Annotated in this window: 14 protein-coding genes; 10 read left to right on the top strand and 4 right to left on the bottom strand. The window is 55.4% G+C overall.

Going from position 1 to position 15,739, the window contains the following annotated elements:
• Positions 1-31 precede the first annotated feature (31 nt).
• Positions 32-739 (bottom strand): hypothetical protein, encoded by a 708-nt coding sequence (locus SD69_RS06295; RefSeq protein WP_052480934.1) that lies wholly within the window; start codon positions 737-739, stop codon positions 32-34.
• A gap of 233 nt (positions 740-972) precedes the next feature.
• On the opposite strand from SD69_RS06295, the gene SD69_RS06290 reads away from it, so the two are divergent.
• The 10 genes from SD69_RS06290 (at position 973) to purD (ending at position 12,638) form a co-directional block, all read left to right on the top strand.
• On the top strand, positions 973-2,793 hold the full coding sequence (locus SD69_RS06290; protein ID WP_052480933.1) for a protein-disulfide reductase DsbD family protein: 1,821 nt from the start codon (positions 973-975) through the stop codon (positions 2,791-2,793).
• Between the two features lie 304 nt (positions 2,794-3,097).
• Positions 3,098-3,538 (top strand): type II 3-dehydroquinate dehydratase, encoded by a 441-nt coding sequence (gene aroQ / locus SD69_RS06285; protein WP_041522539.1) that lies wholly within the window; start codon positions 3,098-3,100, stop codon positions 3,536-3,538.
• 43 nt (positions 3,539-3,581) lie between these two features.
• Positions 3,582-4,040, top strand: a complete 459-nt coding sequence (gene accB, locus SD69_RS06280) for an acetyl-CoA carboxylase biotin carboxyl carrier protein (protein ID WP_041522538.1) — start codon at positions 3,582-3,584, stop codon at positions 4,038-4,040.
• Positions 4,041-4,101: 61 nt separating this feature from the next.
• Positions 4,102-5,445, top strand: coding sequence for an acetyl-CoA carboxylase biotin carboxylase subunit (gene accC / locus SD69_RS06275; RefSeq protein ID WP_041522537.1), 1,344 nt, complete (start codon positions 4,102-4,104; stop codon positions 5,443-5,445).
• A gap of 46 nt (positions 5,446-5,491) precedes the next feature.
• Positions 5,492-6,373 (top strand): 50S ribosomal protein L11 methyltransferase, encoded by an 882-nt coding sequence (gene prmA, locus SD69_RS06270; RefSeq protein ID WP_041522536.1) that lies wholly within the window; start codon positions 5,492-5,494, stop codon positions 6,371-6,373.
• A 97-nt stretch (positions 6,374-6,470) separates the two neighbouring features.
• Positions 6,471-8,072, top strand: coding sequence for a DUF3426 domain-containing protein (locus SD69_RS06265; RefSeq protein WP_041522535.1), 1,602 nt, complete (start codon positions 6,471-6,473; stop codon positions 8,070-8,072).
• Positions 8,073-8,249: 177 nt separating this feature from the next.
• Complete coding sequence (dusB, locus tag SD69_RS06260; RefSeq protein ID WP_157471623.1) at positions 8,250-9,239, top strand: tRNA dihydrouridine synthase DusB; 990 nt, start codon at positions 8,250-8,252, stop codon at positions 9,237-9,239.
• Complete coding sequence (gene fis, locus SD69_RS06255) at positions 9,236-9,553, top strand: DNA-binding transcriptional regulator Fis (RefSeq protein WP_041522533.1); 318 nt, start codon at positions 9,236-9,238, stop codon at positions 9,551-9,553. Before dusB ends, fis begins: the two co-directional genes overlap by 4 nt.
• 107 nt (positions 9,554-9,660) lie before the next feature.
• On the top strand, positions 9,661-11,232 hold the full coding sequence (gene purH, locus SD69_RS06250) for a bifunctional phosphoribosylaminoimidazolecarboxamide formyltransferase/IMP cyclohydrolase (protein WP_041522532.1): 1,572 nt from the start codon (positions 9,661-9,663) through the stop codon (positions 11,230-11,232).
• A gap of 116 nt (positions 11,233-11,348) precedes the next feature.
• The gene (purD, locus tag SD69_RS06245) at positions 11,349-12,638 is read left to right on the top strand and encodes a phosphoribosylamine--glycine ligase (RefSeq protein WP_041522531.1); all 1,290 of its coding nucleotides are present in this window, start codon (positions 11,349-11,351) and stop codon (positions 12,636-12,638) included.
• A gap of 96 nt (positions 12,639-12,734) precedes the next feature.
• Here purD and SD69_RS06240 read toward each other — a convergent pair whose 3' ends face one another.
• From SD69_RS06240 to phoU, 3 genes are all read right to left on the bottom strand, one after another.
• The gene (locus SD69_RS06240) at positions 12,735-14,330 is read right to left on the bottom strand and encodes a mechanosensitive ion channel family protein (RefSeq protein WP_041522530.1); all 1,596 of its coding nucleotides are present in this window, start codon (positions 14,328-14,330) and stop codon (positions 12,735-12,737) included.
• Between the two features lie 3 nt (positions 14,331-14,333).
• Positions 14,334-14,888: a thioredoxin family protein gene (locus tag SD69_RS06235; RefSeq protein ID WP_041522529.1), complete on the bottom strand. Its 555-nt coding sequence runs from the start codon at positions 14,886-14,888 to the stop codon at positions 14,334-14,336.
• A gap of 79 nt (positions 14,889-14,967) precedes the next feature.
• Positions 14,968-15,702, bottom strand: a complete 735-nt coding sequence (gene phoU, locus SD69_RS06230; protein WP_041524500.1) for a phosphate signaling complex protein PhoU — start codon at positions 15,700-15,702, stop codon at positions 14,968-14,970.
• Positions 15,703-15,739: the final 37 nt, after the last annotated feature.

The raw sequence follows: 15,739 nt of genomic DNA, 5'->3' as shown, positions 1-15,739 counted from the left end.
TTAGGCAGACTGAAGCGGCCGCAACCACTCGCTAGGGCGGCGACAAAAACTCTACGCGAACGGGCGAGCCGACTTTTATATCACCGCGCAACAAGTAGCCTTTTACCGCTTCGCGCATGGTTTGATATACCCAGCGCCCCTCAGCATCACTGCCGGTAACGATCAACACCATTTGATCGTCCCGTCGCGCCCGCAGCGCCAGGTCTTTTAATTGGACTTTTAACGTATCGCTGCGCGCTTGCAGCTCGCCCACATTAAGCATCACGGCGTTATCCGCAACCACGGGGGCTTGCGGTTGTAAGGTTTGGTTGCGCTGCTCACTGATCATCGCGTTCACCGCGGCGTTATCGGGCAGAATGCTCGCCGCCCGATCGAGGTAGGAGTGCGCATCCTCATAGCGGCTGCGCTGCGCCGCATCCCGGGCCATATCCAAATAGCGCAAGACGATAGCCTGCATCCCCAGCTCGGCGGCCTCGTTGTTGTTATCCAGCTGTAGCACGCTGGCATAGCGATCGTAAGCGTTATCGTAAGCGGGCATTAACAACCGATCCTGGGCGAGTGCGCGCTCTGCCTGCGACAATAGCCGAGCTATGGTTCGGGCTCGCTGTTGCTCGGGGCTTACGGTGGGCTTGGCTGCCGCTGGCTCCGGGGCTGGGGACGGCGGTTTACTGCCCGTGCTCGAGCAACCGGCCAGCGCCACAAGAATACCCAAAACTGCCAAGCCGTTTGAACACTTCATTACCACCAAATCTCCACAAGCGCTTTAAACCATTAAAATTACCAGCCAAGGTTTCTGTGGGCCAGTGTAGCCGGTCACTTGCCCGGCGGCAACGCAGTGGAACCACGCCCCAGCCGAGCGGTCTGACGCCTGTTGCCAGCATCCGGGTCGAGATATTTGTAAAAGATCGCGACCGGCGCGAGAATAGGCGACCAAATTCATTCGATTCTCTGTTTGCGAGCTGACACCACGTAATGACTGACACCTTAACCCGCTGCTTCACCTTGGCCACCGCCCGCCAGTTGTTATTGTTACTCGCTCTGTGCATGTCGGCGCTAGCCTATAGCGCCGACAGCCTCGAATTGGTCCCGCCAAAATCGGCCAGCCCCGCTAATGGCCTCTCTCTAGGCAGCTCTAAACAAGAGGCCGAACCCGAGTTTTTACCGGTTACCGAAGCCTACATGCTAAGCAGCTGGGTGAGAGATGGCTCGCTTATCCTGCACTGGGATATCGAGCCGGGCTACTACCTTTATCAGCAAAGCTTTAAGCTTACGACTGACGCGGGCCGCGAGCTGGCACCAAGATTTTCCGAAAGCGTCGAGAAGTACGACGAGTACTTTGAAAAAAATATGGCGCTGCACTTTGGCTCAGCCACGTTAACCTTGCCCCTACCGGCCGACACCAGGCCATTTAACCTTAAGGTTCAGTCGCAGGGCTGCGCCGAAGCCGGCCTGTGTTACCCCCCCTATGACGATTATTTGCGTATCGACCCGGCCGAAGAGTCCGCCGACGCAATTACGGCCGACACTTTTAACCTTGGCGCAAGCGACGGGGGCACCACGCCCCCCACGACAGCTGCCAACAACCGCGGATTGTGGGCCATATTAGCGCTGGCACTGGCCGGCGGGGTGATTCTTAATTTAATGCCCTGCGTGTTTCCCGTGCTTTCTATTAAGGTGTTAAGCCTTACCGGGGCCAATCGCCAGAGCGCCCACCATCACGGCTGGGCCTACACCGCCGGCATCTTAGTGAGCTTCGCCGCTTTTGCCTGTTTGCTGCTCGTGGCCCGTGCCAGTGGCGAAGCAGCCGGCTGGGGGTTTCAGCTACAGTCCCCTCTGGTCATCGCCGCACTGGTTTACCTATTTGTCTTAATGGGGTTGGTGTTATCCGGGCTAATAGACATGGGCAGCAGCCTAATGGGGGTCGGCCAGCGGCTAACCCAGAGCCAGGGCTTATCTGGCTCGTTTTTTACCGGCGTTCTGGCCGCCGTCGTTGCCAGCCCTTGCACCGCGCCTTTTATGGGAGTAGCCCTGGGCTATGCCCTGACCCAGCCCGCCCCTATCGCATTATTGGTGTTTATCGCGCTGGGCTTTGGCATGGCACTACCGCTGCTATTGCTGTGCTATGCCCCGCGCCTGATTCGGCACTTGCCAGCTCCAGGCCCCTGGATGGACACCCTGAAGCAATTGCTCGCGTTTCCGATTTACCTCACGGCGCTATGGCTACTTTGGGTGCTCGGACATCAGACTGGCAGCGACGGCATTATCATCATTCTGCTGGGTGCCCTACTGTTTAGCTTTGCTCTTTGGTTGCGCCAACACCGGCCAGCGCGCTGCACAGCAAAAATAGCCATCAACCTGCTTGCCATCGCTGTGGTAGCATTCGCGCTGATATTGCCCGTGGCCAGCCTCAAAACTCAGCCCGCAACAACGGATAGCACCAGCCACTGGCAGCCCTACAGCGCCGACGCACTGACGAAATTGCGCCGCGAGGGCCGTGGGGTTTTCGTCAACCTAACCGCCGATTGGTGCGTCACCTGTTTAACCAACGAGGCGGTGGTACTGAGTACCGCCGAGATAACCGGGGCGTTTAAAACCCATAACATCGCCACCTTAAAAGGTGATTGGACCAATGGCGACCCAGCAATCACGGCGCTACTGCAAGAGTACGACCGCAGCGGCGTACCTCTTTATTTATGGTTTGCACCCGATACACCGGGCAAAGCCGTCATTTTGCCGCAGTTGCTCCGTAAAAAGCACTTGCTGGATGAGTTTTCGGCTGCCTATAGCAATTAAACCGCCCATTGGGCGACGTTAGCTGCAAATTAGACGAAGATGTTCAACTTTGCACCAAGTGGACGCCATTCCGAGGGTTACTGCCCCTATCGTGTCAAAACTTAGCCCTTAAGCCGGACAACAAACAGTCAGCTTCCGACAAATACCTACTAACGGCCGCAAACGTGTCGACATTTTTCGGGATTTCGAGAAAAATACCGGCACATCATGGACACATCAGCTTTTTTGCGGCAAACTCGCGCCTTATACTCGGCTGGGAGAACAGCTCCCGCCTATCATTGGCACAGGCAGCATAGGATTCCTCATGGCGAGCATACTGGTGTTACACGGCCCCAATCTTAATTTACTGGGTACTCGTGAGCCGGGCGTCTACGGAGCCACCACACTCTCCGACATCAATAACCGCCTCAGTGATATTTGCCTTGAGCAAGGCCACCATTTGCTAAGCCTGCAAAGCAACGCCGAGTACGAACTTATAGACCGCGTACACGAAGCGCGCAACGAGGGCGTGGACTTTATTATTATCAACCCCGCCGCGTTTACGCACACCAGCGTCGCCCTGCGCGATGCGCTGTTGGCCGTGGGGATTCCGTTTATCGAGGTACACATCTCCAACGTTTATAAACGCGAAGAGTTTCGTCACACATCTTATTTTTCTGATATTGCCGAGGGCGTGATTTGCGGCCTTGGCGCTCAGGGCTACGAGCTGGCGCTAACGGCAGCACTGTCTCGCAGCTCGTCGTAAACCTATTTGTTTAAATTGAATCCGGTACATAAGAGAGGATCACATGGACATTCGTAAAATTAAAAAACTGATTGAGCTACTCGAAGAGTCTGACATCGGTGAGCTGGAAATTAAAGAAGGCGAAGAGTCAGTACGCATCAGCCGTAACTCTACCCACGCCGCTGCCGCGCAACCACAACAGGTCTACGCCCCCGCAGCGGCGCCCGCGCCCGCTCCTGCAGCCGCTCCAGCCCCGGCGCCTGTGGCAGCTGAGGCCGAAGGCCCTGCCGGTCACGCGCTCAAATCCCCCATGGTCGGTACTTTCTATCGCTCACCCAGCCCAGGCTCGCCATCGTTTGTGGAAGTAGGCAAACAGGTTAAAGCCGGCGATGTTGTCTGCATCATTGAAGCGATGAAGATGATGAATCAAATTGAAGCCGACAAATCAGGCATTATCGAAGCCATTTTGGTAGAAGACGGCGAGCCCGTAGAGTTTGACCAACCCTTGGTAACCATCGTTTAACCACGATCGTTAAGCACAGCTGTTAGGCGCATTGCGCCGTTAAACACGAGGAGTTGGTGTCATGTTTGAGAAAATACTAATTGCAAACCGCGGCGAGATTGCCCTGCGGATCTTGCGCGCCTGTAAAGAAATGGGCATTAAAACCGTTGCCGTGCACTCGCAGGTTGACCGTGACTTAAAGCACGTGCGACTGGCCGACGAGTCGGTCTGCATCGGGCCGAACCCATCACCCCAAAGCTACCTGAACATCCCGGCGATTATCAGCGCTATGGAAGTGACCGAGTCAATTGCGGTTCACCCAGGCTACGGCTTTTTGGCCGAAAATGCCGACTTTGCCGAGCAAGTGCAAAAGAGCGGCTTCGTTTTTATTGGCCCAGACCCGGACGTTATCCGCACCATGGGCGATAAAGTCGCGGCCATTGTCGCCATGAAAGAGGCCGGCGTACCTACTGTACCTGGCTCTGATGGCCCGCTGGACTCTAAAGATAGTGCCGCTTGCCAAGCTACCGCCAAGCGCATTGGCTACCCCATTATTATTAAGGCAGCCGCTGGTGGCGGTGGCCGTGGCATGCGCGTCGTCCACTCAGAAGCGTCGCTGATGAGCTCGATCCAAATCACCCAAAATGAAGCGAAAAGCGCGTTTGGTGATGACACCGTCTACATGGAGAAATTCCTGCAGAACCCTCGTCACGTCGAGATTCAGGTTCTGTCCGACGGCCAGGGCAGCGCCATCCACCTGGGTGATCGCGACTGTTCGCTGCAGCGTCGCCACCAAAAAGTACTGGAAGAAGCGCCGGCTCCGGGCATTCCCGACGACATTCGCGAATCCACCGCTGCCGCCTGCGTCAAGGCCTGTATCGATATCGGCTATAAAGGCGCGGGCACCTTTGAGTTTTTGTACGAAGACGGCCGCTTTTACTTTATCGAGATGAACACTCGTGTTCAGGTGGAGCACCCGGTTACCGAGATGGTTACTGGCGTCGACATTATTCGCGAGCAAATTCGCGTTTGCGCCGGCGAGAAACTCTCGATCAAGCAAGAAGATGTGGTGATTCGCGGGCACGCGTTTGAGTGTCGTATCAACGCCGAAGACCCCAAAACCTTTATGCCCTGCCCTGGCACCATCAACAATTTTCACGCCCCGGGCGGCTTTGGCGTACGGGTAGACTCCCACCTGTACAGCGGCTACACCGTACCGCCTAACTACGATTCGATGATCGCCAAGATCATTACCCACGGTGAAGATCGCACCATCGCCCTCAACCGTATGCGCAACGCGTTGGAAGAAACCGTTATCGACGGTATTCGCACCAACATTCCGCTGCAGCAGCGTTTAGTACGCGACCCAGCCTTCCGTGAAGGCGGTGTTAATATTCACTACCTCGAGAAAAAACTCGAAGGTTAACTCTGCGGGGCCCGGCACCCGTCGGGCCCTACGTTTTCGGATTCCCATGCCCTGGTTACAAATCAAAGTTAATACGGTGCGCGAGCAGGCTCCAAAGCTCGAAGATGCCCTACTGGACGCCGGCGCTGTTTCGGTCACGCTGCAGGACAATGCCGACCAGCCAATTTTAGAGCCCGGACTTGGCGAGACCCCGCTGTGGGATCAAGTACGCATAACCGGACTGTTTGACGCCAGTATCGATACCCGCACCACCACCAACGAAATCCATAACGCTTTAAACTCTGAGTTGCCCGCGTACCAGTGGGAACAACTGGAGGATAAAGACTGGGAACGGGAATGGATGAGCAACTATCATCCTATCTGCTGCGGCGAGCGCCTGTGGATTTGCCCCAGCTGGATTGCGCCCCCTGAACCCAACAAGGTCAACATCCTGCTGGATCCGGGCTTAGCGTTTGGCACCGGTACCCACCCCACGACTTTTTTATGCATGCAGTGGCTGGACCAGCAACCACTGGAAGACTTAACCCTCGTGGACTACGGCTGCGGCTCAGGTATCTTGGGCATCGCCGCGTTAAAATTGGGCGCGCGCCACGTAGTGGGTGTCGACATCGACCCACAAGCATTGATCGCCACCAGTGATAACGCACAGCGTAACCATTTGGCCGAGAACGCCATGCCCGTGTACTTGCCCCCCAAAGCCCCGTCCGATCAGGTGGATATTGTGCTCGCCAACATTCTGGCCGGGCCTCTCGCCGAGCTTGCGCCGCAACTGTCGGGACTCACCCGCCCTGGCGGAAAAATATGCTTATCAGGCATTTTGGCGACACAAGCCGAAGCCGTAATGGCCGCCTACAGCGACGATTTTGAGTTTGATCCGATCGCACAAAAAGACGAATGGGTCCGTATTACCGGCACCAAAAGCCGCTAAACTGTGGCGCATTTACCCGTGCAGGCTTTGCGACTAAACTGCCCCTAGAGTGTGCTCGGGAAAGCTCTCCCGTGACAGCAAGGAAAACGCGTTTGCTATGACCCAATTGGTTACTCGCTGCCCGCAATGCAGTACGTCATTCCGGATTACGCCTGCGCAAATTCAAAAAGCCCGCGGCGCTGTGCGCTGCGGCTCGTGCCTGCATATCTTTAACGCCGAGCACAACCTTATCGACGGCGGCACCCCCAAGCCAATTGAAAGCCGTAGTAAACCTGCCAAGCGCACCCCGCAGGCGCCCGGCCCGACCCAGGCGCAACTACCCATTAGCGATGAGCCGGTGCCAAACCCTGAACCGGCGATTAGCCAACCCGCCGCCCCTCAAGAAAATCTCACCAGTACGGCGACAGAGCCCGAGCACCCGGTGGAACCCGATATCACACCGGCGGCAACACTCCCAACGGCCGATGAAACTCAGAGCCAGGGCGCCGCCCCGCCCAGCGAGCCCGACGCCGCAAGCGAGCTTTCGGAGGCACCCGCGCCAGAAACCTCAGAGGCCGACAGCAAAAACGAATCAGGCGGCCTACTGCGTTTTGATCAAGCGCAAATCGACCTCGAAAGCGAGCTCGATGACGATATCTTAATCAGCGACGACATGGGCGCGCCTCCCTCCTCAGGCGATGCGCACCTATACGTCGCCCCAAGCACTAACGATCACTCGCTGTTTGAGCGCCAAAAACCACAACAGCAGGACGAATTTGTCGATGACAGCGACGAATCCTGGGCCGAAAGCCTGCTGGAAGAAGACTCGCCGGAGGATACCCGCCGCCGCGAAAACATCAACACATTCGACAACCCACTCAGCATCACCCGTGAAACGCCGTCGGTAAGCTTTGAACCAGGCGACCCGGAGCACAATGACGAGTCACAGCCCGAAGACAACGATTACGATGAGCTCCCGCAGACGTACGACGAATACGGCGGCAGCAAAGCAGACGACTATGAGCCAGATAATTTTGCAACAGAAAGTTACGAGCTGGACACTGCCCTGCTGGACGACCCCGCAGACGAGGGCGCCATTAAGGCCGACCGCTCAGACGCGCCAGACGACAGCGACCCGGAACACAACGCATTTGCCGGACACTTACGTGCCTACGACAGCGAGCGCAGCGCGCTGTTAATGGGTATCGATCCAGAACCAGTCGAAATGGCCAGCGCCCATCATCGCCCCTGGCGCAAGCGCGTGCTGTGGGGCAGTTTGTGTGTCCTGGCGACTCTTGCTCTGGCGGCGCAAGTGGCTTGGTTACAAGTGGATCGCTTTAGCCGCATTGAGCCCTACCGCAGTTATTACCAAAGCGCCTGCCAAGTGCTTGGCTGCCAATTGCCCATCCTGCGTGACACATCTAAGGTCCGCGCTTATAACCTGGTAGTACGCCAGCACCCAGAGCGCAGCGACGCCTTAATGGTCGACGCCATTATTCTCAACGACGCCGAGTTCGAGCAGCCCTACCCCGCACTACAGCTTTCTTTTAGTGACATTAACGACAAGCCCGTGGCCTCGCGCCGCTTTACCCCAAAGGAATACCTGCGAGGTGAGCTTAGTGGACGCTCGATTATGCCCCCCAACCAACCCGTACACCTAAGCCTTGAGCTGGCCGATCCAGGCGCAAACGCTATCAATTACAGCTTGGTTATTCCTTAGAGGATTCAGGCACCGGGATTAAAGTCCAAAGTTCGCTTAAAAAAAAGCCAATCTGTGCGAAATCTGCGTTCCCAATCCGGTTGCAAAAAGGTATCATAGCCAGCCTTTTTCGACCGGCCCTGCCGCTAGAAATTTAATGAATCGCTATACGCAGAACTGTCGGTAAGGTAGTTGACAATGCTCCAGATTGGCCCCTATCACATCGATGCACCAGTGATTCTGGCGCCTATGGCAGGCGTAACCGATCGCCCCTTTCGCCAGCTTTGCCGGCAACAGGGAGCGGGGCTTGCGATCTCAGAAATGGTCACCTCTGACGCGTCGCTCTGGCATAGCCGCAAGAGCCGACAGCGCTTAGATCACCGGGGTGAAACCGGGCCAATAGCCGTGCAAATAGCCGGCGCCGATCCGGCCATGATGGCCGATGCCGCCCGCCTTAATGTAGATAACGGCGCCCAGATCATTGATATCAATATGGGGTGCCCGGCCAAAAAAGTCTGCAAAAAAGCCGCCGGCTCTGCCCTGTTGCGCGACGAAGCATTAGTCGCCGACATACTGCATGCCGTGGTCAGCGCTGTCGATGTGCCGGTGACTCTAAAGATACGTACCGGATGGAGCCCCGAGCAACGCAACGCCGTGACCATCGCCCGGCTCGCCGAAGACAGCGGCATACAAGCGCTGGCCGTTCACGGCCGCACCCGAGCCTGCCGCTTTGGTGGCCAGGCCGAGTACGACACCATTGCACAAGTTGTGCAAAACGTATCGATTCCGGTGCTGTGCAATGGCGATATCGACAGTGCGCCCAAAGCACAACAAGTGCTGCAACACACTGGTGCGCAAGCCGTCATGATAGGACGCGCCGCTCAAGGGCGCCCTTGGATTTTTCGACAGATTGACCACTACCTACGTACTGGTGAACTGTTAGCTGAACCACCCCTGACTGACATCAGGGATATTCTTTGTACCCATTTGGGAGAACTGGCCGAATTTTACGGGCCGGTCATGGGGCCGCGCATTTCGCGTAAGCACCTCGGCTGGTACCTGCAAACTCTGCCCGATAGCGGGCCGTTTCGCGCCACGTTCAACCAGTTAGAAAACGCCCAAGATCAATATGCCAGTGTTCGGGACTACTTCGAACAACTGTTAGAAAGAGAGGAAAAAGCGGCATGAATTCAGTAGAAACTTTTATCACCGAAGCGTCCATTACTCCCAAAGAGTCACTGAGCACGCAAGCACCACAGGCACCCGCTACGCAGGCACAATCGCTGCGCGGCAGTGTCGAGCAGGCTATGGAAAATTACTTCCAGCACTTAGACGGACAGCCTGTGAGCAATGTCTACGACATGGTGATGGCCGAGGTCGAAGCACCTTTGCTTGAGGTGGTATTAAAATACACCCGTCACAACCAAACTCGCGCCGCACAAGCGCTGGGCTTAAACCGTGGCACCTTGCGCAAAAAGCTTAAGCAATACGGTTTACTGTAAACGCTAAGCGCTGGTGCCCATGGCACCCAAGGGTGGCTCAGGGCCACCTTTTTTATTTGTAAGATTTTAATCTTGACCTCAGCTTAACCACAACTGGAAGCGTCCCCATGACTACCGACCTCGCGCCCGTAAAACGCGCCCTGATCAGCGTCTCCGACAAAACAGGCATCGTAGATTTTGCCCGCGCCCTGCACCAGCAAGGTGTTGAAATTCTCTCTACCGGCGGCACTTACCGCTTACTTAAAGACAGCGATATTCCCGCGGTCGAAGTGTCCGATTACACCGGCTTCCCCGAGATGATGGACGGCCGGGTTAAAACGCTGCACCCCAAAGTGCACGGTGGCATTCTGGCGCGTCGCGGACAAGACGATAGCGTTATGAGTGAACACGGTATTGGCACCATCGACATGGTTGTGGTTAACCTTTACCCGTTCGAAAACACCGTAGCTAAAGAAGGCTGCAGCCTGGAAGACGCCATCGAGAATATCGATATCGGCGGCCCGACTATGGTGCGCGCGGCGGCTAAAAACCACGCGTGGGTTAACATCGTGGTTAACGCCTCTGATTACGAGAAAGTTTTGGCCGAAATGTCAGCCAACGGTGGCTCTACCACGCACAAGACCCGCTTTGATTTAGCGATTAAAGCTTACGAGCACACCGCCGCCTATGACGGCGCGATTGCCAATTATTTTGGTCGCATGGTCGAAGGTGGTAACGAAGATTTCCCGCGCACCTTTAACAGTCAGTTTCAGCAGGTCCAAACTCTGCGTTACGGTGAAAACTCTCACCAAAAAAGCGCCTTTTTTATCGAGAAAAACCCGGCCCCCGGCACCATTGCCACCAGCAAACAACTGCAGGGTAAAGAGCTCTCGTACAACAATATTGCCGACACCGACGCGGCGCTCGAAACCGTTAAACTGTTCGACGCCCCGACCTGTGTGATCGTCAAGCACGCCAACCCCTGCGGCGTAGCCAGTGCCGACTCTTTACAAGTGGCGTACGAACGCGCTTTTGCTACCGACCCCGAGTCATCCTTTGGCGGCATCATCGCTTTTAACCGCCCGCTCGACGCCGCTACCGCCAAAGCCATTGTGGACAAGCAGTTTGTCGAGGTGATTATCGCCCCAAGCATTGAGCCGGCTGCTATTGAGGCGGTGAGCGCGAAAAAGAATGTCCGTTTGTTAGAGTGTGGCGAATGGGGCACCAGCCCCGCCGATTACGATTACAAACGCGTTGCCGGTGGCCTGTTAGTGCAAGATCGAGACAATGGCACTGTGAGCGAGTCAGACTTAAAAGTGGTGACCAAACAGGTGCCCACCGAAGCGCAAATGCGTGACCTGTTGTTCACCTGGAAGGTGGCAAAGATGGTTAAGTCTAACGCCATTGTCTACGGCAAAGACGGCGCAACCGTGGGCGTTGGTGCCGGCCAGATGAGCCGCGTCAACTCGGCGCGCATCGCCGGCATTAAAGCCGAGCACGCCGGCCTTACCGTACCCGGCTCGGTGATGGCATCGGATGCGTTCTTTCCGTTTCGCGACGGTATCGACAACGCTGCGGCGGCAGGTATCGCCGCGGTAATCCAGCCAGGTGGCTCCATGCGCGATGAGGAAGTCATCGCCGCCGCCGACGAAGCTGGCATCGCCATGGTGTTTACCGGCATGCGACACTTTAGGCACTAAGACGGGTAACGGGAGACGGTTCACGGAGCCGACTCCCGACTAACGACAACCAAAATTCTGGAGGATCGGCAGAACGCCGGAACGTACTCCGTTCCCCGTTCACCGTGTACCAAAAAATGAATATTCTCATCATTGGCGGCGGTGGCCGCGAGCATGCACTGGCCTGGAAAGCGGCGCAAAGCCAGCAAGTCGAAACCGTTTATCTCGCACCCGGTAACGCCGGTACCGCGCTAGACGACAAACTTAAAAATGTCGATATTGATGTACTGGACTTTGCCGCACTGGCGGACTTCGCTAAAGCCGAAGAAGTCGCACTGACCATCGTCGGCCCCGAAGTGCCCTTGGTTGAAGGCGTGGTCGATTATTTTACCGAGCGCGATCTCGCCTGCTTTGGCCCCAGCAAAGGTGCCGCACAACTGGAAGGCTCAAAAGCGTTTACCAAAGACTTTTTAGAGCGTCATCAAATTCCCACCGCCGACTATCAAAACTTCACCGAAGTAGAGCCGGCACTGGCCTACTTACGTGAAAAAGGCGCTCCTATCGTGGTTAAAGCCGACGGCTTGGCCGCCGGTAAAGGCGTTATTGTGGCAGAGACTCTTGAGCAAGCCGAAGACGCCGTACGCGATATGCTATCGGGCAACGCCTTTGGTGACGCCGGTTGTCGCGTCGTTATTGAAGAGTTTCTCAGCGGTGAAGAGGCGAGCTTTATCGTGATGGTCGACGGCGAGAACGTATTGCCCATGGCCACCAGCCAGGATCACAAACGCGCCGGCAACGGCGACACCGGCCCCAATACCGGCGGCATGGGCGCTTACTCTCCCGCACCGGTTGTCACGGATGCAGTACACCAACGTATTATGGATGAAGTGATTTATCCAACGGTAAAAGGCATGGCCGCTGAAGGCAATCGCTACACCGGCTTTCTATACGCGGGCTTAATGATTGACGAATCTGGTACGCCCAAGGTGATTGAATACAACTGCCGCTTTGGCGACCCGGAAACCCAGCCGATTATGCTGCGTCTTAAATCTGATTTAGTCGCGCTGTGCCTCGCGGCCCTCAAAGGCGAGCTAAACAGCGCCAGCGTCGAGTGGGACCCGCGCGCCTCGGTAGGTGTAGTACTAGCCGCCGGCGGCTATCCCGCCAGCTACAATAAAGGCGATGCGATTTCCGGCCTGCCCACCACCGAAACTGCTGGCGAGAAAGTATTCCACGCTGGCACCAGCCGTCAGGGTGATGACATTGTCACCAACGGCGGTCGTGTACTGTGCGCCACCGCACTGGGCAATAACGTGCAAGAGGCACAAGAGCGCGCCTACAAGCTTGCCAGCGGTATTAAGTGGAATGGGGTGAACTATCGTACCGATATCGCCTACCGCGCCATCGCCCGCGAGCAACAAAGTTAACCTGCCCGGTTAACCTTATAGGCGTAAACGCAAAAAGCCCCGAGGAGTCGGGGCTTTTTGCGTTCTGTCGCGAGGGAATTGCGCCGTGGCTGATTGTTAAGCTCGTGCGCCGTCCACCTCTGGTAACCAGCGCGCCAGGGTAATGTCGTGCTGCTCGATCACCGCCAGCAGTTGTAGATTCAGCTGCTCGGCCACCTGCAAAAACACAGAGTAGTCATCGGTATTGATGTAGGCGTTAGCCTGTACAACAAACCCTTCGCGCTCGACACGTTCAAAACGCACCCGCCGGGCGTCAAACAACACCCTTTCGTGCTGCTCGAGCACCGAGTTCATGTCAGCCAATAAAGACTCGAGCTTACCGGCCTCTACATCCGTCGCCAAATAAAAACTCTGGCGATACAACCTCTGATCGATTTTCGATAAATTCTCCAACACCTCTACCGAAAAGATCGAGTTGGGCACACTGACCAAAGTGCGGTCCAGCTTACGCAACATCGTAGAGCGCAAACCAATCTCTTCCACTGTCCCCAAAATGGGGCCAAAACGGCAGAAGTCGCCCGGCTTGATGGGCCGGGCAATAAACAGCGTAAACGCACCAAACACATTCTCTAAAGTTTTTTGCGCCGCCAACGCCACCGCCAACGAACCAATCCCCAAACCCGTCAAAATAGTGGCCATATTGTAGCCGGCGTTTTGCAGCCAAAGCAGTACAGCAAAAATAATGACAAGGATTTTTACAATAGTGACTAATGGACGAATAAAACCGGGGCTGAAGTTTTCATCTTTAGCCATCGCTCGGGCGATATATACAGCATGCCAGAACTCAACAATACCCAGCACTAAAAACATACCGGCCAAGTACGCTAAAAATCCCGAATCAAAAATAACTCGCACTTTTAACGGCAAGCCCAACTGGTATACAGCCCAATTCACGAAACAAAAAAACAAAAAACGTCGCAGCGGCTGCCGAATAAGCCGCTGCATGGTGTCGCCATAAATAGAGATATGAGTGACAATTTTTAGCAAGATCCAGCGGATAAGCGCCGTTATCAACCAACCCGCTACCACAATCACAACCAGCATTAACACCTGCCAATTGCGCATATGAAACAAACGAAACTCAGGCAGCCACTGCTCCAGTTGCTCTAGCTGAGGCGGGTAGCCAAAGTTGTCCCACATCTGTGGGATTTGCGCCACGGTGGCGTTGGATATTTTCCAGACTTTATTGCCGTTAGCGTCGGGGACGCGCTGCAACAAAATGTCAAACTGCTCGGAGCCCTGGTTGAGGCTACCCAATAGCTCCCGGTACGGCGGCAGGCCATCTTTAAGGTTACCCTCTTCGGTATCGTTGATGGCAGTCAGCTCAAAAATTTGGTACTGCTCCCACATCAGGGCCAGCTTGCGCATCAGGTTACCGGGTCCCTGCTCCAAAACATCGGGCTCGACGTAGCGAAAGTCAGCGTACTCGGCCATGCGCTCCCACTGCTGGCGAAGCCCGGCATCACGAATCAAAAGCACCGCGCCCAAAGGCGTTGACATGGGCTGCTCGCGTTGGATTTGCGCGGCTTCTTCCGCGGCCTGTACATTTGACTCAACGATATCTTTTAAGGTGACATCAGGATCCTGTGCGAAACTATTAACCGCCAGTAACGCGACTATACACAGTAGTAGGCGAGCTATGATTCCCTTCAAGCGCTATTCCTTCCATTTAATGTTGCAACCCAAACTTGGCTTTTGCTCGGTTGATATTGGCTCTTTCTGAGCCAGAGCATGGGCGGCAGTCAGTAAATCGTGACCATCAACAGGCGCATCGTTACCGGGCCGGGAATTATCCAACTGACCGCGATAGACGAGTTTTTTATCGCCATCAAATAAATAAAAATCCGGAGTACAAGCCGCTTCAAACGCCTTGGCCACCGCTTGTGTCTCATCGTAAAGGTAAGGGAAAGGGAAGTCGTGTTTGGCGGCAAAAGCTACCATATATTCTGGAGAGTCTTCCGGGTGGTTAACGACATCATTGGAGCTGATGGCGACACAGCCGATTCCCAGCTGGGAGAGTTGACGCGACAGAGGCGCCAAAAAATCGGCAATATGCAGCACAAACGGGCAGTGATTGCAGATAAACATAACGGCCAGGCCGTTAGTGCCGAGATTAGCGCTGATATTATAGAGATCACCGGCCCCATCGGGGAGCTCTACCTGTGGCAGAGTGGTCCCCAGTGGCAACATATTGGAGGGGGTACGAGCCATAAATGCTTCCTTCTGTTATTTGCACAGTGTCATTAAAGCGCGTGAGGCGCCCAATGTAAAACCCGCGCAAAAACGGCCCTTATTCCCCGGTGTCGTCTTGCTCCTGCAGTATCTGCTCTTCAATCTCTTCAATACTACCGTGACGCACATCGGCCCCCATCACCAGGTACACAACGTACTGAGCAATATTGCGGGCATGGTCGCCAATGCGCTCTAGCGCCCGCAGAGACCACATGACGTTGAGCACCCGGGTAATGCTACGCGGGTCTTCGATCATATAGGTGATCATTTCTCGCATGGCTGTGCTGTATTCCATATCGACGGTGCGATCGGTTTGTACAACCTTCAAGGCAACATCGAGATCCAGCCGTGCAAACGAGTCCAGTGCATCGTGTAGCATACGCGAGACATGCTCACCAATATGGCGCACCTCCACATAGCCGCGAGGTGCCGCACCATCGCGCCCAAGCGCCATCGCCTGACGGGCGATTTTCGCCGCCTCGTCGCCAATGCGCTCAAGATCAGTAATGGCCTTGGTGACAGCAATCACCAGGCGCAAATCGCCGGCCGCTGGCTGACGCTTAGCCAAAATGCGCACGCACTCTTCGTCAATGGAGACCTCCATTGAATTTACTTTGTGATCTCCGCGAACCACTTGTTCGGCCTTATCCAGGTCAACCTCAATCATCGCCATAATGGCATCGTTAACCTGGCGCTCGGCCATGCCACCCATCTCTGACAGGTGGGTTTTGATATCGTCCAGCTCAATGTTAAATTGCTGGGAAATATGGTGTGTATGACTGGTAATATCCATAGCCATAACCGTCTCTCCGTAATAACGCCGCTAACAC

This window comes from Gilvimarinus agarilyticus, from assembly GCF_000832015.1.
In the GTDB taxonomy this organism is placed as follows: domain Bacteria; phylum Pseudomonadota; class Gammaproteobacteria; order Pseudomonadales; family Cellvibrionaceae; genus Gilvimarinus; species Gilvimarinus agarilyticus.
Note: the sequence above shows the minus strand (reverse complement) of the source record. Positions and strands in the feature narration are given on the sequence as shown.